Origin of the sequence: Hoeflea sp. EC-HK425 (assembly GCF_902498795.1) — a bacterium.
Lineage (GTDB): Bacteria > Pseudomonadota > Alphaproteobacteria > Rhizobiales > Rhizobiaceae > Hoeflea > Hoeflea alexandrii.
Genome location: NZ_LR701572.1, coordinates 3075562 through 3093211, shown reverse-complemented (window position 1 = coordinate 3093211; position 17650 = coordinate 3075562). Strand labels below are relative to the sequence as shown.

At 61.5% G+C, this 17650-nt stretch carries 18 protein-coding genes; 3 read left to right on the top strand and 15 right to left on the bottom strand.

Annotation, left to right across the window (positions count from 1 at the left end):
* Nucleotides 1-5: 5 nt before the first annotated feature.
* Nucleotides 6-641 carry a nucleoside triphosphate hydrolase gene (locus SPHINGO391_RS17670; RefSeq protein ID WP_152010073.1) on the top strand — a complete coding sequence of 212 codons (636 nt, stop codon included), beginning with the start codon at nt 6-8 and terminating at the stop codon, nt 639-641.
* Nucleotides 642-730: 89 nt separating this feature from the next.
* On the opposite strand, the gene SPHINGO391_RS17665 is transcribed toward SPHINGO391_RS17670, so the two are convergent.
* From SPHINGO391_RS17665 to SPHINGO391_RS17620, 10 genes are all read right to left on the bottom strand, one after another.
* On the bottom strand, nt 731-1834 hold the full coding sequence (locus SPHINGO391_RS17665) for a branched-chain amino acid ABC transporter substrate-binding protein (RefSeq protein ID WP_152010072.1): 1104 nt from the start codon (nt 1832-1834) through the stop codon (nt 731-733).
* A gap of 170 nt (nt 1835-2004) precedes the next feature.
* Nucleotides 2005-2355 carry a DUF6867 family protein gene (locus SPHINGO391_RS17660; RefSeq protein WP_152010071.1) on the bottom strand — a complete coding sequence of 117 codons (351 nt, stop codon included), beginning with the start codon at nt 2353-2355 and terminating at the stop codon, nt 2005-2007.
* Between the two features lie 12 nt (nt 2356-2367).
* On the bottom strand, nt 2368-3099 hold the full coding sequence (locus SPHINGO391_RS17655; protein WP_152010070.1) for an ABC transporter ATP-binding protein: 732 nt from the start codon (nt 3097-3099) through the stop codon (nt 2368-2370).
* Nucleotides 3096-4076, bottom strand: coding sequence for an ABC transporter ATP-binding protein (locus SPHINGO391_RS17650; protein ID WP_152010069.1), 981 nt, complete (start codon nt 4074-4076; stop codon nt 3096-3098). Before SPHINGO391_RS17650 ends, SPHINGO391_RS17655 begins: the two co-directional genes overlap by 4 nt.
* Nucleotides 4077-4087: 11 nt before the next feature.
* The gene (livM, locus tag SPHINGO391_RS17645) at nt 4088-5443 is read right to left on the bottom strand and encodes a high-affinity branched-chain amino acid ABC transporter permease LivM (protein WP_152010068.1); all 1356 of its coding nucleotides are present in this window, start codon (nt 5441-5443) and stop codon (nt 4088-4090) included.
* A complete protein-coding gene (locus tag SPHINGO391_RS17640; RefSeq protein ID WP_152010067.1) occupies nt 5443-6369 on the bottom strand; it encodes a branched-chain amino acid ABC transporter permease LivH in 927 nt (308 codons plus the stop codon). Before SPHINGO391_RS17640 ends, livM begins: the two co-directional genes overlap by 1 nt.
* A 234-nt stretch (nt 6370-6603) precedes the next feature.
* Complete coding sequence (locus SPHINGO391_RS17635; RefSeq protein WP_152010066.1) at nt 6604-7383, bottom strand: cephalosporin hydroxylase family protein; 780 nt, start codon at nt 7381-7383, stop codon at nt 6604-6606.
* Entirely contained in the window at nt 7370-8101 is a 732-nt protein-coding gene (locus tag SPHINGO391_RS17630; protein WP_152010065.1) for a WbqC family protein, read from the bottom strand. Before SPHINGO391_RS17630 ends, SPHINGO391_RS17635 begins: the two co-directional genes overlap by 14 nt.
* Before the next feature lie 54 nt (nt 8102-8155).
* Nucleotides 8156-9331, bottom strand: coding sequence for a glycosyltransferase family 2 protein (locus tag SPHINGO391_RS17625; protein WP_152010064.1), 1176 nt, complete (start codon nt 9329-9331; stop codon nt 8156-8158).
* Complete coding sequence (locus tag SPHINGO391_RS17620; protein ID WP_152010063.1) at nt 9328-10530, bottom strand: glycosyltransferase family A protein; 1203 nt, start codon at nt 10528-10530, stop codon at nt 9328-9330. The genes SPHINGO391_RS17625 and SPHINGO391_RS17620 overlap by 4 nt, the downstream gene beginning before the upstream one ends.
* Nucleotides 10531-10726: 196 nt before the next feature.
* Between SPHINGO391_RS17620 and SPHINGO391_RS17615 the strand changes: the two genes are divergently transcribed.
* Nucleotides 10727-11941, top strand: coding sequence for a mandelate racemase/muconate lactonizing enzyme family protein (locus tag SPHINGO391_RS17615; protein ID WP_152010062.1), 1215 nt, complete (start codon nt 10727-10729; stop codon nt 11939-11941).
* Nucleotides 11942-11974: 33 nt separating this feature from the next.
* Here SPHINGO391_RS17615 and SPHINGO391_RS17610 read toward each other — a convergent pair whose 3' ends face one another.
* Nucleotides 11975-12379 (bottom strand): VOC family protein, encoded by a 405-nt coding sequence (locus tag SPHINGO391_RS17610; protein ID WP_244615229.1) that lies wholly within the window; start codon nt 12377-12379, stop codon nt 11975-11977.
* Nucleotides 12380-12572: 193 nt separating this feature from the next.
* On the opposite strand from SPHINGO391_RS17610, the gene rpe reads away from it, so the two are divergent.
* Nucleotides 12573-13247 carry a ribulose-phosphate 3-epimerase gene (gene rpe / locus SPHINGO391_RS17605; protein ID WP_152011613.1) on the top strand — a complete coding sequence of 225 codons (675 nt, stop codon included), beginning with the start codon at nt 12573-12575 and terminating at the stop codon, nt 13245-13247.
* Between the two features lie 135 nt (nt 13248-13382).
* Here rpe and SPHINGO391_RS17600 read toward each other — a convergent pair whose 3' ends face one another.
* The 4 genes from SPHINGO391_RS17600 to SPHINGO391_RS17585 form a co-directional block, all read right to left on the bottom strand.
* The gene (locus SPHINGO391_RS17600) at nt 13383-14741 is read right to left on the bottom strand and encodes a nucleobase:cation symporter-2 family protein (RefSeq protein ID WP_152010060.1); all 1359 of its coding nucleotides are present in this window, start codon (nt 14739-14741) and stop codon (nt 13383-13385) included.
* Nucleotides 14742-14934: 193 nt separating this feature from the next.
* Entirely contained in the window at nt 14935-15945 is a 1011-nt protein-coding gene (gene alc / locus SPHINGO391_RS17595; RefSeq protein ID WP_210385792.1) for an allantoicase, read from the bottom strand.
* 83 nt (nt 15946-16028) lie between these two features.
* Nucleotides 16029-16964, bottom strand: coding sequence for a LysR family transcriptional regulator (locus tag SPHINGO391_RS17590; RefSeq protein ID WP_152010058.1), 936 nt, complete (start codon nt 16962-16964; stop codon nt 16029-16031).
* 154 nt (nt 16965-17118) lie between these two features.
* Entirely contained in the window at nt 17119-17601 is a 483-nt protein-coding gene (locus SPHINGO391_RS17585) for a YaiI/YqxD family protein (protein ID WP_152010057.1), read from the bottom strand.
* Nucleotides 17602-17650 lie beyond the last annotated feature (49 nt).

The following is a 17650-nucleotide window of genomic DNA, read 5'->3' as shown; positions in this document are numbered from 1 at the left end:
CCGGGATGCAGCAGGTCGAGCGCACCGCCGCCGAACTGGCCGAAGCCGCAATCCTGCGTGCGGCTGACGAGCAACGGTTCATCATCGCCCTGAGCGGCCCGCCCGGTGCCGGCAAGTCGACGTTATCGGAGATGCTCGTGGCGGAGTTCAGCCGCCGCGGGCAGACGGCGGCGATTGTCCCGATGGATGGCTTTCACCTCGACAACGCGGTGCTTGAAGCCCGCGGAACGCTTGCCCGCAAGGGCGCGCCCTTTACCTTTGATGCCGATGGCTACGCGGTGCTGCTCCAGCGCCTGCGAAAGACGCCGGCCGCCGAGGTGGCCGTTCCTGTCTTCGACAGGGTTCTCGACCTGGCGCGGGCCGGCGGCCGCATCATCGCGCCCGAGCACCGGTTCCTGATCGCGGAAGGCAACTACCTGCTGCTGGACGAGGACCCCTGGAAGCGACTGGCGGATATGTTCGATCTGACCGTGATGTTGAAGGCTGACCCCGGCGAATTGCGCCGCAGGCTGGTTGATCGCTGGCTTGCGCACGGGCTGGACCCGGAGCAGGCCCTGGCCAGGGCGCTGTCCAACGACATTCCCAACGCAGAACTTGTGGTTCGGAACTCCCGCAAGGCGGATCTTGAAATCCGCGACTGAACCCGACCCGGAGCCTGCATACCGGCGGGCAAAAGAAAAACCCCGGCGCTTGCGCACCGGGGTTCTTGTCATTCGGATGGAGCCGAAGACTATTCGATTTCGGCGTACTTGCCGTCCGACCAGCGGTAGAAGACGTAGCCCGGAAGCGAAACGTCACCCTTGTCATCGAACGCAAGGTCGCCGAGCACGGTCTTGAAGTCACCTGCGTTGAGGGCTTCGCGAACCGCATCATAGTCGGTCGAACCGGCGGCGGTGACAGCCTGTGCATAGGCCTGGATGGCCGCATAGGTGTACATCACGTAGCCTTCGGTGGTCTTGCCTGCGTCCTGCAGAGCCTTGACCACTTCAGCCGCAGCCGGGCTCTTGGTGGGATCGGGCGAGAAGGTCATCAGGGTGCCTTCGCCGGCATCGCCGGTGATCGCCCAGTACTCGTCGGTGACCAGCGCGTCGCCGGAAACCAGAACAGTGGACATGCCCTGTTCCTTCATCTGGCGGGCCATCAGGCCGGCTTCGGTGTGGTAGCCGCCGACGTAAAGCACGTCGATGCCTTCCTGCTTCATCTTCGAAACCAGAGCCGAGTAGTCCTTTTCACCCGCGGTGTAGGCTTCGTACATGGCAGGCGTGCCGCCGCCAGCTTCGTACGAACCCATGGTCGCATCCGCGAGACCCTTGCCGTAGGCGGTCTTGTCGTGAACGAAGGCGATCTTCTTGTCTGCAAAGTTCTTCAGCAGGTAAGCAGCAGCGGTTTCGCCCTGCTGGTCGTCACGGCCGCAAACCCGGTAGGTGCCGCCATCAGCGCCGCCGGGACGCTCGTCGGTGAACTTCGGGTTGGTCGAGGCAGGCGAAATCTGGATGATGCCTTCATCCGAGTACACTGCCGATGCCGGGATCGAGGAGCCCGAGCAGAAATGGCCTGCAACGAACACCACGCCGCTGCCGGCGAACTGGTTGGCTACAGCAACAGCCTGCTTCGGATCGCAGGCATCGTCACCGATTTCGAGCTTGAGCATTTCGCCGTTGACGCCGCCGGCGGCGTTGATGTCGGCGACAGCCTGCTCGGCGCCGGTTTTCATCTGTTCCCCGAAGGATGCGTATTGGCCTGTCATAGGACCTGCGGTCGCAATGACGATTTCAGCCGAAGCTGAAGACATCGCGAAGCCAAGGGCGGCTCCAGCCAAAAGGATCTTCTTCATGTTAACTCCCAGCAACACCTGTTCGTTTTCCTTCCACCGGGACCGCAGGCGCTGATTAGGTTCGGTCCCGGTGTGGGGGGCGTTATGCCCCGTATGCAACCATCTAAACCCATATTTTCAGAGAAATACAGTTGTTTTTAGAAGGCTGTTCAATCCGCATCCCGCTGCGCTCAGTGTTCCTTCTGACGCCAGCCGAAAGGCCCTGAACGGGCGAACGCGAAACTGTACTGTCTTGCGATCTGCCCGGCGCGGGTAAACCGCATGCCGAGAAACGCAAACACCAGAATGACCAGGAAATCGACCACGAAATAGTAGCCGGACAACAGCGTGCCGTTAAACAGCGCGAAGTGGATGAACCGAACCGCAAGGCTCAGGATCACCATGTACCAGGCAAGCTGCAGCGGCGTCCGCCAGGTCTGCGCCACCGCCCGTCCGGTCATCCAGGCCGTGCCGCCGCCAAGGATCATCGTGACGAAGATGAACTCGGCAATCGAGACTTCCCACAAGAGGCCGTTTTCCATGTTCTGCTCCTCCTAGTGAGCTCCGCCTTCCAGATAGGCGGCGCGAACTTCGTCGCGTTTGAGCAATTCCGCTCCGGTGCCGGACATGGTGATGTTGCCATTGACCATGACATAGCCGCGGTGGGCGAGCTTGAGCGCGTGGAACGCGTTCTGTTCGACAAGGAACACCGTCAGCCCCTCGTTGGAGTTGAGTTCCTTGATGATCTCGAAGATCTGCTTGACGATCAGTGGCGCCAGGCCGAGCGATGGCTCATCGAGCAGAAGCAGCTTCGGCCGGCTCATCAGCGCCCGGGCGATCGCCAGCATCTGCTGTTCGCCGCCGGACAGCGTACCGCCGCGCTGGTTTGCCCGCTCCTTGAGACGCGGAAACAGGTCGAAGACACGCTTCAGGTCGTCATCGAAGTGCTTGTCGTCGACCAGTTGCGCGCCCATCTGCAGGTTTTCCATCACCGACATGCGCGGAAAGATGCGGCGTCCTTCCGGGGACTGGGCGATGCCCATCCGGATGATCTCGTGCGTCGGTGTGCGGGAAATGTCCTGGCCGTCAAAGACGATCTCGCCGGTGCGGGCGCGCGGACTGCCGCAGATGGTCATCATCAGCGTCGACTTGCCCGCGCCGTTGGCGCCGATCAGCGTGACGATCTCGCCTTTCTTGACATCGACATCGACACCGCGCAGGGCGACGATCTTGCCGTAATAGGTCTCGACGCCGCGGATGGTCAGAAGGTTCTGCTCAGTGCTCATGACCGGCCTCCTTCACCGTTCTCCGCGGGGTCGGTCTTGCCGTGGATGACCGGCATGTCGAGGGCTTCCTCGACTTCGGCGACTTCGTCCTCGTCGACGCCGAGATAGGCTGAAATCACCTTGGGATCGTTCTTTACATGGTCCGGATCACCATCCGAGATCTTCTCTCCGTAGTCGAGCACGACCACGTGGTCCGAGATCTCCATGACGACGCCCATGTCGTGCTCGATGAGCAGGATCGAGGTGCCGTGATCCTTGCGGATATATTGCAGCAGCTGGTTGAGCTCGGTCGATTCCCGTGGATTGAGGCCCGCTGCCGGCTCATCGAGGCAGAGCAGCTGCGGCCGCGTACACATAGCCCGGGCGATCTCGAGCCGACGCTGGTCGCCATAGGGCAGGTCGGCGGCCGGGTCGTCGGCGCGGTGGATCAGGCCGGTCTTCTCCAGCCAGTAGGCAGCGAAGTCGATTGCTTCGGCCCGGGCCTTGCGATAGCTCGGCAGGTTCAAGATCCCGCCGATGGTCATGGAAGAGGCCAGCATCAGCGGATTGTGCTGGGCCACCAGAAGGTTTTCCAGCGCGGTCATGCCGCCGAACAGGCGGATGTTCTGGAACGTCCGGGCCACCTTGGCGCGCTTCGAGATCTCGAAATCCGGCATCCGCTCGAGCAGGAACACACGGTCGTCGCCATCATCGTTGAACTGCCGTCCGGTGCGGGTCAGCGCCTCTATCTTTTCCGACTGCAGCCCGGTGCCGTGGCGCATCACGATGCGGCCCTCGGTCGGCTTGTAGAACCCGGTGACGCAGTTGAACACGGTGGTCTTGCCGGCGCCGTTGGGTCCGATCAGGGCGGTGATGTCGCCGCGGCCGACATTGAAGCTCAGGTCGTTGACGGCAACCAGGCCGCCAAAGCGCATGGTCAGGTGCTCGACCGACAAGACGGCGTTGTCGTCCCAGGTGTGGGCGGGGGGCGTTTTCATTGCGGTTTCCATCAGTGGCCCTCACCTTGAGCGACCATGTCCGAGCCGATCTTCTTGCGTTCCTTGTAGACCGCGGAAGGGTTCCTGCTGGAAATGATGCCGCGCGGTTTCCACACCATGATAAGCACCATGGCCAGGCCGAAGATCAGCATGCGATACTGGGTGGGTTCGAAATCGGGTCCGAAGATCTCCTTCAGGAAGCCCAGGTTACGCAGGATCTCGATGCCGCCGATCATCACCACCGAGGCGATGACCACGCCGATCTGCGAGCCGAGGCCGCCCAGCACCACGATCGCCAGGATGATTGCCGATTCGAGGAAGGTGAAGCTCTCAGGCGAGATGAAGCCCTGCCTGGTGGCGAAAAACGAGCCCGCGAAACCGCCGAACATGGCGCCGATCGAAAACGCGGTCAGCTTGGTGTTGGTGGTGTTGATGCCGAGCGAGCGGCAGGCGATCTCGTCCTCACGCAGCGCTTCCCAGGCCCGTCCGATCGGCAGCTTGCGCAGCCTCAGCGTGACGAAGTTGGTGATCAGCGCGAGCACCAGGATGATGTAATAGAGATAGATGAAGCGGTGGATCGAATCGTAGTCGAGACCGAAGAAATCCGCGAAACCGCCTGTCCTAGAGAAGTCCAGGCCGAAGAAGCTCGGCTTCGGAATGCCGGAGATGCCGTCAGGGCCGCCGGTGAACTCGTACCAGTTGAGCAGCACCACGCGGATGATTTCGCCGAAGGCCAGGGTGACGATGGCGAGGTAGTCGCCTCTCAGCCTCAGCACCGGATAGCCCAGGATGATCCCCCACATCGCCGCCAGCAGGCCTGCAAGCGGCAGCGCCATCCAGAAGCCGATGTCGAAATACTGCGCCAGCAGCGCGAACGAATAGGCGCCGACCGCATAGAATGCCACGTAACCGAGGTCGAGCAGGCCGGCCAGGCCGACCACGATGTTCAGGCCCCAGCCGAGCATGACATAGGTCATGATCAGGATCGCGAGGTCGATGAACTGCCGGTCGCGCTCCGGGTACACGGCCATCACGATGAAGGGCAGGGTAAGCGCGATCATCAGGAGAACCGGGCCGATGACACGGCCGACGGTGGTCGTCAGCGCCGGCGGAACCGAGACGCTGACACCGCTTGTGATCGGCTTCTTCGCCTTGAAGATGAACAGGTTCAACAGCAACCGGACGCCGAAGACGATGGCGATTGCGATGAACCACAGACCCCACCGGTAGGTGAGGTCGAGGCCGCCGGTGCCGATATCGGTGCGCAGCGCGAAGAAGAAGAAACCCAGCACGGCGGCAAGAAGTGCGGCTACCGCCGCATCCTTGACGGATTCGGCCATCAGGCCGGAATTCGGAGCGGCGTTCATCAGACTTTCTCGACTTCGGGTTTGCCCAGCAATCCGGACGGCATGAAGATCAGCACGATGACCAGGATCGAAAACGCGGCGACATCCTTGTATTCGACCGAGAAATAGCCCGACCAGAACACTTCGATCAGGCCGATCAGCAGCCCGCCGAGCATGGCGCCGGGAAGCGAACCGATACCGCCGAGCACGGCCGCGGTGAAGGCCTTAACGCCTGCAAGAAAGCCGATGTAGAAATCGATGACGCCATAAAGCAGCAGGAACATGAAGCCCGCAACCGCAGCCAGCGCTGCGCCCATGACGAAGGTCAGCGAGATCGTGCGGTCGACATTGACGCCGAGCAGGGCGGCCATCTTCTGGTCCTGTTCGCAGGCGCGCTGCGACCGGCCAAGCGAGGTCTTGGAGATCAGCAGCGAGAAGCCGATCATCAGCGCCAGTGTTGTCGCGATGATGATCATCTGCATGTAGGACAGCTGCACGGCGATGGTGCCGTTCTCGGTCACGCCTTCCATCAGCGTCACGCCGCCCTGAATCTGCGGCGGCAGCGGCTTGACCCGAGCGCCCTGGGTGATCTGAACAAAATTCTGCAGCACGATCGACATGCCGATCGCGGTGATCAGCGGCGCAAGCCGGAACGATCCGCGCAGCGGCCTGTAGGCCAGCCGCTCCACTGTCCATCCCCAGGCGGAAGTGAACAGCATCGACACAAGCAGTGTGATGAAAAGGATCAGCGGCAAGGCTGAAATGCCAAGGGCGACCAGGGCCAGGAACGTCGCGAGCGCGATGAACGAGCCGACCATGAAGATGTCACCATGGGCAAAGTTGATCATGCCGATGATGCCATAGACCATAGTGTAGCCGATGGCGATGAGCCCGTAAATGGAGCCCAACGTGAGCCCATTGATAAGCTGCTGAAGAAAATACTCCATGAGGCCGTTGTCCCTCTCGTCTTTTTATGGGGGGCGCTTTCATGCGCCCTCTGTCCCCTTTTGCCTCTATAGCGTGTTTTTAAACAGCCGGAACAGGAAAAGTTGGACTGCCGGAGGTTTTCAGTTTTTCAATCGATTTAAAGATTGTTCACCTAGTGATAGTCACGGTCTGACGCGATTTCTGGTCAGAAAACCGGAATTTTCGCGCTTTTGGTCTGGTTGCCTGGGCCTGAATCAGCCGATGCGCTTGAGGAATCCGTCCGGTGCCACCGTGATCAGCAGCTTCTTGTCGATGCGGCTGTCGATCTCGAAGTCCGGATTGTTCTTGAGATAGGCATGAACCGCCGATTTCGGACTGTTTCCCGGACCCCAGGGACGCTCACCGCCAAGCCATGCCGGGGTGTCTTCGATCAATGTGTCAAAAACGATGCAGTAGCTTTCGGGCGTGACCATCGGCGCATAGGCCTCAAGCTCGGCCAGAACATGGTCATGGGTGTGATTGGAATCGAGGCATACCAGAATTCGTTTGTAGCCCGACGCCATCTCGCGAACCTTCGTGATCGTCTCTTCGGCAATGCTTGAGCCCTCGATCATCTCGATACGCGGGAAGAGCGGATGCGCCTCGATGGCATCGCGATTGTGCTGGCGGATGTCGATATCGATGCCGAGCACCTTGCGCTTCGGCTTGCGCGGGTCGAGCATTTCGCCCTTTTCGGTGGCATCGCACAGGTCCAGCAGCGCCAGCAGCGACGCCGAGTAGATCAGCGATCCGCCATGGGCAATGCCGGTCTCGATGATCAGGTCCGGCCTGACTTTCCAGACCAGCTCCTGCAACGCCCAGGCGTCATTTGGAAGCTGGATCGCCGGCCGCCCGAACCAGGAGAAGTTATAAGACCATTTGTAGGGTGTGGCTTCCCGGATCCAGACCCGCGAGAGGGCCTGCAGATCGGTGTCTTCCATGAGACCATCGATGTTGGCCTCGACTTCAGCGCGGAATGCATCATTGGGGTTCATTCACAAACTCCTTCCAGTCCCGTGTCTGGGACGCGATTTTTGTCAGTCCGCCTCGGCCGCAATGAGCCACCAGATCCAGAGCCGACACAAAGGGAGTGAAGGCGCCATGTGATTGCGGGTAGGGCGTGCATTGGTAATCCATGTACGAGACGCTGATACCCTCGGCCTCAAACATCCGGTGATCGAGATAGTTCTTCGCCCCGTGCCCGGTGATGTAGTCCGTACCACCGACAGCCTTGACCAGTTCCAGTACCCGGACGCTTCCGGACCCGCCTATTCCGAAGTCACCGGCATCTGCAAACCGCGTAGTCTTGTCCAGATCGAAATAGCTGCAAAGAGACAGCATGCTGTCGCGCGCCAGATCGGCCAGCGTGGCGTGATTGCCGTCAATCACTCGGCTGGCAAGTTCCAGAGCATCTGCGGCATGAGGTGCTCCCGCGAAGCTTTGCTCCAGCATGGCGAGATGCCGGGCACGCCAGGGACCGGTTGGTTGCAGTTGGACCTCCTCGATCGTCTGTCCCATATGGTGATCGTGAAGCGGTACCGTCATCCAGGATGGTCCGTTTGGCAACTTGACCTGAACCCTGTTGCTGAAGCTGCCCTTTGAAAACTGGACGTCATCGTAGTGGATCAGCGTATCGGCAAGGCTGATCTGCTCGAGCATGCCCACCCAGGGGAAATACATGGACTGGCTGATGACAACACGCCGCCCCGTCATGTCGGGGGTCCGGACGGTGTTGCATCGCGCGCAAGCCGGCGCCGGAGAAACGCGTCAGGCATCGTTCAGGCGGCTTTCCAGTAGGCGCACCGGGAAAAGCATGCCGTTCAGGAGGTTATAGAACTCCGCAGCCGTCTGCGCGTTTCCGATGCCCATGTCGAAATTGAGATGAGCTTCGGCGTGGCCCATGAATTTCGGTACATCGGGGCGGTGCTTGAAGGCCGGGTTGAACAGCTTGAGCGCCTGGGTGCCGCGCCATTGCTTGATCGCGGCCGCATAGCCCGCCTTTTTCTCCTCGAACCTTGCCCGGTCGGTCTGGCTTTCGCAGTCCCCGGCGCAGGCCTTGATGAAGCCTTCTTCCCAGCCGTTCAGTTCGATGCCGTAGCGCTGCTTGAACCATTCCACCGCATGCGCCACCGAAGACGTGATGCCGAGCTCGATCGGAAACGGAAAGTCGGCTGCTTCCAGTTGGGACTGGTTTTCCTCGCGAACGGTGCGAATGCGTTCCAGCCCGACGGCGGTGTCGCGCAGGCCGGCGGTATTGGATGCCGCGCACGCGCCGAACACGGAAAGCGGCCGTTCCCAGTAGATGCACATGTCGGCCATCATCACCGTCTTGCAGATACTGTCGTAGTCGGCATTGGGATGTTCGAAATAGCGATTGGAGAAGGCGCTCCTGATCCTCTCCAGGAGGTCTTTCTTGAGCGCGCCATGATAGATCCCGAACGGGCAGGCCGGACGGTCCTTGGCATCTTCCCAGAAGAACATCTTGCGCATGAGATCCTTCTTCTCCATGTGCATCAGATGGCTTCCGGTGGGGATCCGGGTGATCTCGCGATGCGATCGCGCTTCGGGCCAGACGAAATAGGACCGGCCCCAGGTAAGTGCATCGGCGTTGGGCACGCGCTGGGTGGTCAGCCGCAACACCTCGCACAGGTCCGGGTCGAGGTAGTCGTCATCGCCGATGATGCTGATCCATTCGCCGCGTGCATGCTGTGGCATCCGTTCCCAGTTGTCCTGCATCGCCAGCGGCTTTTCTTCCGGAGGCAGCAAGCGCAGCCGGCTGTCGTTCATCTCGGCGACAAAGCTTGCCAGCGGAGCGGCGTCATCGGAATTGTCTCCGATCAGGATCTCGAAGTCGTCCCGCTTCGAGGCCAGCATGTGACGCGCGGCATCCATGGCGTAGTGCTGGCGGTTGCGGGTAGGGATGCAGATGGTCAGCCGGGTCATCGTGCGAACACCCGGGCACCGGAGGTCACGTTCTCGACCGGCATGATCATCGCTTCACCGAAATGATAGAAGTCGGCCGGTGTTTCCGAGGGCGGCACATCTTCGCGGATGTAGAGATAGTCCTTGAGAACCCCGCAAAGTTCGTTGTGCGAGCGGTTGCCCCAGAATGGCTGCGGCTTGAAATGCTCCCGCCATTTCCCGCCTTCCCAGGCATCAAACCCGCGTTCGAAGAACGCCTTCTTGAGATTGTAATCTTCCTCGACAACCGTCCCGCCCAGTTCATCCATCGCAGCGCGGGCGAAGTTCTCTGGAAAGCCGGTGAGGTCGATCCCATAAGCCCGGCAGAACCAGTAGGTGGTGGAGGCGACGGATGAGCAGATCGAGGCACCGGGATCGCTGATCGGGAACGGGAAAACCGGGTCGTCCATGTCGACCTTGCCCCTGGTTTCCGCCTTGAACGTGTCGACCCGCTTCATCATGGTTTCACGGGACTTCGTGCCCGCGGAGTTGGATGCATTGCAGGCCCCGAGCACGGAGAACGGTCGTTGGCAGTGCACCAGCACCTTGGCTTCCCGGATGATCTTGCAGCTGCTTTCGTAATCGACCACCGGATGCTCGAAAAAGCGCCCGCCATATTTCCGCTTGATCCGTTCCATCACCGACTTGCGTACCGCGGCATGGTAGATGCCGAAACCCACTGCCGGGCGTTTCGAGCCTTCGCTCCAGCGGTAAAGCCGGTCTTGGACGATCGATTTCACCGCCACATAGGTATCATGGGCGACCGGGACCACCGAAAGCGCCGGTTCCGGACGATTGTCCGGCCAGTTGAAGCTCATCCGCGCCCAGCTGACCGCCTCGACCTCCGGATAGGTGCGCTCGTAGTATTTGAGCAACTGCACAAGCCTCGGGTCGATATGGTCGTCGTCACCGATGACCGAAAGCCAGCGCCCCTTTGCCTCTCCGACCAGCCGTTCCCAGTTGTCGACCATGGCAAGAACCGTCTCTTCCGGGCCTATGAGGCGGAAACGGGAATCCCTGAGCTCGTTTGTGAAGTAATCGGACAGGATCGAGCCATCGTCGGAGTTGTCGCCGACGATGACTTCGAAATTGGTTGCATCGCTCGCGGCGAGACCGCGGATCGTTTCAATGCAGTATTTCTGCCTGTTGCGTGTGGGCAGACAGATGGAAAGTTGAATCATGTAGCTTCTTCACGTGAGGCCCTGGCTGATCCAACCCTGTCAGGTCAAGCTTGCCCGATCCTTGTCCTCGCGCCGTATGCCGGTTTGAGCGGCAAAATGGCCGGGAATGAATTCGAATGGGCTGGATTTTGCTGCCGATACCTGATCGATTGCGCCGGGTCGTTTTTGAAGTCGATTTGAGATTGCGGAGCACGTCATGAAGATCAAGGATGTCCAGACTTTTGTGGTGGCCAACCCGCCGCCGCAGACCGGCGGGCGCTACTTCCTGTTCGTCAAGCTGGTCACCGACGGCGGCGTCGTCGGATATGGTGAAGCCTATGACGCGGCCTTTGATCCGCATCTGACCGCCAGGCTGATGGAGGATGTCGCCGCACGTTATCTGGTCGGCCGCGATCCGCATGACATCGAGAATTTCTTTAGGCTCTGCTATTCCTCCGGCTTCTCGCAGCGCCCCGACATGACCATGATGGCCTGCTGCTCGGCGCTGGAAATGGCCTGCTGGGACATCATCGGCAAGGAAGCGGGCCAGCCGGTGCACAAGCTGCTTGGCGGACGGGTGCATGAGGGACTTCGCTCCTACACCTATCTCTATCCTGCCACCGGCAGCGCCGACCCGCTGTCCACCGACAGCCCGAAGAACGTCTACAATGATCCGGATCTTGCCGCCGCGGCGGCTATCGAGGCCGTGCGCCAGGGCTTCACGGCGGTGAAGTTCGATCCGGCCGGGCCCTATCGGGTCCAGGGCGGGCATCAGCCGCTTCTGACCGACATCGATCGCTCTGCCCGCATGGTCAAGGCAGTGCGCGAGGCGGTGGGCACCCGCGCCGATATCCTGTTCGGAACCCACGGTCAGTTCACCGCCGCCGGTGCCATCCGCATGGCCCGCGCCATCGAGGCCGCCGATCCGCTGTGGTTCGAAGAGCCGGTGCCCCCTGATCAGATCGCGGCCATGGCCGAAGTTGCGCGGGCAACGTCCATCCCGGTGGCGACCGGAGAGCGGCTGGTCACCAAGCACGAGTTCGCCCGCGTCATCGAAACCCGCGCCGCGGCGATACTGCAGCCCAACCTTGGCCGCTCAGGCGGGCTTCTCGAGACCAAGAAGATCGCCGGCATGGCCGAGGCCTTCGGCATCCAGATCGCGCCGCATTGCTATTGCGGCCCGCTGGTCGCTGCCGCCAACATTCAGCTTGCCGCCACCCTGCCCAACTTCCTCGTGCTGGAGTCGATCAAGACCTGGGACGGCTTCTACGCCGAGGTGCTCAGGAAAAAGATCGAGTGGCAGGACGGCTACGTGATCCCGTCGGATGAGCCCGGCCTGGGTGTCGAACTCGACGAGGCGGTTTGCGAAGCCAATCCGTGGAGTGGCGACATGCTGCATCTGGAGATGACCCGCGAGCCGATCCGGTTCTGATCCGGTTTCTACCTATCGCAGGGCAGGGCAGTGTCAGCCGATGCTGCCCCCGACATTGCCCTTGTCCCACTCCGGATCGTCGAAGCTCTGGATTTCGACGCGGTAGCCGTCGGGCGAATGAAACAGCGACGAGTAGACGCCGAATTCCTCGCTGTGCTCAGGCCCGCTGACATAGGTGACGCCCTTGGCTTCGAGGAAATCGCGCCAGCCGTCCACATCGGGCGACACGATGGTCAGCGTCACCCCCGCCGTACCCTGCGGACGGTCGGGCAGATTGCAAATGCCGATATAGCTCAGCGGCGTCAGCCGGTAGATGTGGCAGGCGCCCTGATCGACCACGAAATCCAGTTCCATCACCTCGCGCAGAAACCGCGAGCCGCGCTCGAGATCGCTCGTGTAGATGAAGACGATGGAATGGCTGATCGGTGGTCTGGACATCGTGGGCTCCGGTTGCTTGCCGCGGAAGCCTGCCCCGTGCCGCATGATTCGGGCAAGAGGTCGCAGGGCTTTGCACAGGCATGATCCAAAGCCGTCTTGACCTTGGCGCGTCTGATCGGGCAAACCGCATTCCAACGGGCCGGGGCCATCAGGCACGGCCGCTCCCAATCCGAGGTAAGCGCCCATGTCCACAGTGTCCAAGCCCATCCTGATCGCCCCGTCCATCCTGTCGGCGGATTTCTCCCGCCTCGGAGATGATATCGAAGGCGTCATGCGCGCCGGCGCCGACTGGATCCATCTCGATGTGATGGACGGCCACTTCGTCCCCAACATCACTTTCGGCCCCGGCATCATCAAGGCCGTGCGGCCGCGCACCACGGCGGTGTTCGACTGCCACCTGATGATCGAGCCCTGCGATCCCTATCTCGAGGCCTTCGCCGATGCGGGTTGCGACATCATCACGGTTCATGCCGAAGCGACCACCCATCTCGACCGTTCGCTGCAGGCAATCCGCGCGCTCGGCAAGAAGGCTGGCGTGTCGCTCAACCCATCGACGCCCGAAAACGTCATCGAATATGTGCTCGACCGGCTTGACCTGATCCTGCTGATGACCGTCAACCCCGGCTTCGGCGGCCAGGCCTTCATCCCGTCGGTGGTCGACAAGGTGGCGCGGGTGAAAAAGATGATCGGCGCCCGTCCGATCCATATCGAGATCGACGGCGGCGTCACCCCGGCGACCGCCCCGCTGGTCTCCGCTGCCGGTGCTGACGTGTTGGTCGCAGGTTCCGCGGTGTTCAACGGTGCGGGCGAGGAAGATTGGGCGAGCAATATTTCGGCCATTCGCCTGGCAGCGCAAAGCGCCGCCTGAGATCGTCAACCGGACCTCGCCGGCCCGGATACCGACACCAAAGAGGCCGGAGCATGGCTTGATGCTCCGGCCTCTCTTGTTTCTTACCCCCGGCCGAAACCGGGGGCTTGTTTGCGATCAGGGTTTCTGCCGGTCTCAGTCGTCGAGATCTTCGGGCAGAACCAGGTTGAGCACGATCGCGATCAGGGCTGCGGGCAGCAGGCCGCTGGTCAGCAGGATCTGGGCGGTCTTGCCCAGGTGCTGCAGAGCTTCCGGCACCAGCTGCAGGCCGAGGCTGATCGACAGAGCGGTGGCGAAGATCACCATGTTGCGGCGGTTCCACTTGACCTCCGAGAGCATGTTGACGCCCGCGGCGCAGACCATGCCGAACATCACGATGACGCCGCCGCCAAGCACGTTGATCGGCACGGTGTTGATGACAGCACCGACCTTCGGGATGAAGCCGGCGGCGATAAGGAACAGCGCCCCGATGGTCACCACGTGACGGCTCATCACGCCGGTCATGGCGACCAGGCCGACATTCTGCGAGAACGACGTGTTGGGCAGGCCGCCGAAGACGCCGGCGACCGCGGTGCCAAGACCGTCGGCGAAGGTCGCGCCTTCGATCTCCTTGTCGGTGGCTTCACGCCCGGCCCCGCCCTTGGTGATGCCTGAGGTGTCGCCCACGGTTTCGATCGCCGAGACCACGGCCATGAAGCACATGCCCAGCACGATGGCGAAGTTGAACTCGAAGCCCCATTTGAACGGCATCGGAGGTGCGAAATAGCTGGCCCGCGCCAGGTTTCCAAAGTTCACCTGGCCCATCATCAGCGCCACGATGTAACCGGCGACGATGCCGATCAGCACGGCCGCCACGGCCGCAAAACCACGCGTGAAGAACTTGATCGCAAGCGTGACGACGATCACCACCAAGGCCGGAATCCACATCGCCAGGCTGCCGAATTCGGGCTTGCCCATCAGCGGCACGCCGCCGGCGGCATATTGAACACCGACCTTGACCAGCGCCAGACCGATCATCAGCACGATCAGTCCGGTCACCAGCGGCGGTAGGGCATAGCGGATGCGGCCGACAAAAAAGCCGAGGCAGAAGTGAAACACGCCGCCGATCATCACACCGGTCATAAGGCCGGCGAGACCGGCGGTGCCAAGGCCCGCGACCGCCGGGATCATCACCGGAACGAAGGCGAAGCTGGTGCCCTGCACGATTGGCAGCCGCGCCCCGACCGGGCCCATGCCGATGGTCTGCAGCAGGGTTGCGATACCGGCGAACAGCATCGACATCTGGATCATGTAGGTCATGTCGGGGAAGCCGAGCGCGCCCTGATCCGAGCCGAAACCGATACCGGCGGCACCGGCAACGATGATGGCCGGCGTGACGTTTGAAACGAACATGGCCAGCACATGCTGGATGCCCAGCGGTACGGCCTTGATAAGCGGCGGCGTGTAGTTCGGATCCCGCAGCTGTTCTGCGGTTCCAATTGATGAGTCTGCCATTGGGTTGGTCCTTTTTCCCTCAGGGGCGCTTGTCCCACCGGTTCGCTGCCCCCCATGCTGCGAACCGGCTGAATTGCCAGTCTCTGTCGACCTTCCAAAAATGTGGGCAGAACGATCTGTGTTCCGCTTATCGATGTCCCGGTTGCTGCCTCCACAAAGAAATGTGCATGCTGTTATCCTGCCGTCATCGCGCTCAGGCGAGACGTCCTGTCAATTTCAGGCGGCTGACCCCACCGTCCGGGAAGATGTTGAGTCGCACGTGAGTGACGGGCCCGATGTCGCGAATATGGGCGGAAAGATCATGGACATGATCCGCCGAGAGCTTCTGCTGGGTAATCAGTTCCGGCCAGAACATCGACGCGGTGATGATGGCATCGCCCGCATCGGTGCCGAATTCGCTCATGTCCGCAGCCTGGATCGAGCACATGTCGGGAAAATTACCCTTGAAGTAGGCGGTGTCGACGATCGCGCCGGAGAGCACGCCCCGCGCCCCGAGCGCGATCACGATCCATTCATTGCCCGGAACCCGCCTGCGGCTTGTCTCCCAGCCGTCGCCCATGTTCTCGCCGCGCCCCGGCGCCAGCAGCCGGTGGTAGGACCCGTAATGGGCATCGGAGAATCCGACGATGCGTCCGCCATTGAGCGCCGACGACAGTTCGATGTCTCCGTTACCGACCCTCGACCGGTCGAGGAACGGCTGGCCGAAGACCCTGAGCCGCGCCACACCACCATCGGGATAGATGTGCAGCCTGACATGGGTGAAGATCTCCGAAGAGTTGGACCAGAGATAATGGTGGGCGCTCGGTCCCAGCGGCGAGGTCGGCAGGACTTCGGTCCACTCGGTGCTCTCGTCCGGATCGCCCGCCACATTGCAGGCCTCGATGCGGGCAGCCGGCGGATAGTTGCCGGTAAAGTGCGAGGTGTCGACATCGAAGCCGTCGATGCGCCCGGCGACCGCCAGCCGGATGATAGCGAAATCATGGCCCAGCACCCGCTTGCGGCGGCTTTCCCAGCCATCCATCCACTTGCCGTGGTCGTCGTACTTGTCTTCGATGAATACGGCCGGCTGATCCTGCAGCATGCGTTCAAGCGGAGCGAAGAACTCGTCGGTGACATGGATGCCCTTCGCGCCAAGGCCCGCCGATGCGAGATTGACCGAATTTCGCGCGAAACCCGGAAGCTGCGACGGCATGTGCTCACTCATCATCTGTCTCCTGGACGACTGCATCCGGTTGGCTGTATCCGGATTTCAAAACCCATAGTATGCAAAGAAAATGCAGTTCGGTTTCAAATTTTTCCAGAAGATGTTGAAGCCGCGGCCCGGTCTATCTCGGCACGGATTCCCTTGATGACGTGATCGATGAACAGCTTGACCTTCGGGTCCTGCAGCCGCTTGTGCGGGTAGAGGCAGGAGAAGGGTTGCGGCGTCTGCGGTGTGGATTTGGCCACCTGCACCAGGCGGCCGGCGTCAAGATCTGCGGCGACGTCATAGCGGGTCTTGCTGGCGATGCCGCAATCGGCCAGCGCCCAGGCCGTCAGCACGTCGCCGTCATCGCTTTCCAGCGATCCTTCGGGATGGTAGGCGCGCACTTCACCGTCGACCAGCAGGTTCCAGTAGAACTCGGTTGCGCCGGGATAGCGGAGCAGCAGGCACTTGTGCTTGCTGGCCATGATCTCGTCGCCGCTGTCGGGCATGCCGTGCGTTTCGACATAGCCAGGCGAGGCAACCAGCAGGCGTTCGAACTCGTGGATCGCCCGCACCCTGAGATCCGAATCGGGCAACGGCCCGAGCACGAAGGCGGCGTCGAGGCCCTCCTGGGCAATATCCACCTTGCGGTCGGACAATCGGAGCCGGACATTGATGTCGGGATACTCCGCCTTGAAGGCCGGAATCAGTGGCGCCACGAGCTTCTTGCCGAGCGCCAGCGGTGCCGAGATGAAAAGTGTCCCTTTTGGCTGGGCGGTGATTTCTGCAATGCCGCCTTCGACCTCGCGGATCGTGTCGAGGATCTTGATCGCACCCTTGTAGAACAGTTCGCCATGCGCCGTGGCGCGAAGGCTGCGGGTGGTGCGGTTGAACAGCCGTACGCCAAGGCTTTTCTCAAGGTCTGAAATCCGGCTCGAGGAGACCGCAGCCGAAACCCGCAGATCGCGCGCGGCAGCCGACATGCTGCCCAGCTCGTAAACGCGCACAAATGTCTTGAGCATGTCCACATAGGCCATGAAATCTATCCCCGGTAAGCTGTTCGCATCAATTGAGCCCGCGCGGAGAAGATTGTCCAGAAGAAATGGAAAGCCGGACCGATTGTCTTGTCTGGGGCGAAAATGTCTTTGGTGAAAATGTCTGGGGCGAAAATGGCAGGGCCCGGACGCGCGCTCAGCCGTGCCGCTTCAACCGCACCAGGGCCAGATCGAGCGCCGAGAGAAAACGCGACCGGTCCTGCCTGGAAAACGGCGCCGGCCCGCCCACCTGTGCGCCGCCGGCTCTCAGGTCCGCCATGATCGATCGTGTCGCCACGGCCATGCCGATGGAATCATGGGTGAATGGCTTGCCGGTGTGGCTCATCACCGCCGCCGCCTCGGCCTTCAGACAGCGCTCCGCCAGCAGGATGTCTGCGGTCACCACCACGGCTCGCTTCGTCACATGCTCGACGATGCGGTCGTCAGCCGCGTCGAAATTGCCCGGCACGATCTCGCGCTCCACCAGCGGATCGGTCTCGATCCGGAAATAGCTGTTGGACACGAAGGTCACCTTGATATCGTGGCGCAGCGCCACCCGAACGCATTCCTCGCGCACCGGGCAGGCATCGGCATCGACAAGCAGGCGGATCGGCGGGGTTTCGGGGTCAGGATTGGTCATGACCGTCCATACCCCGTGTCACCGCTTTCGCCAAGGCAGGTGCCGCAAC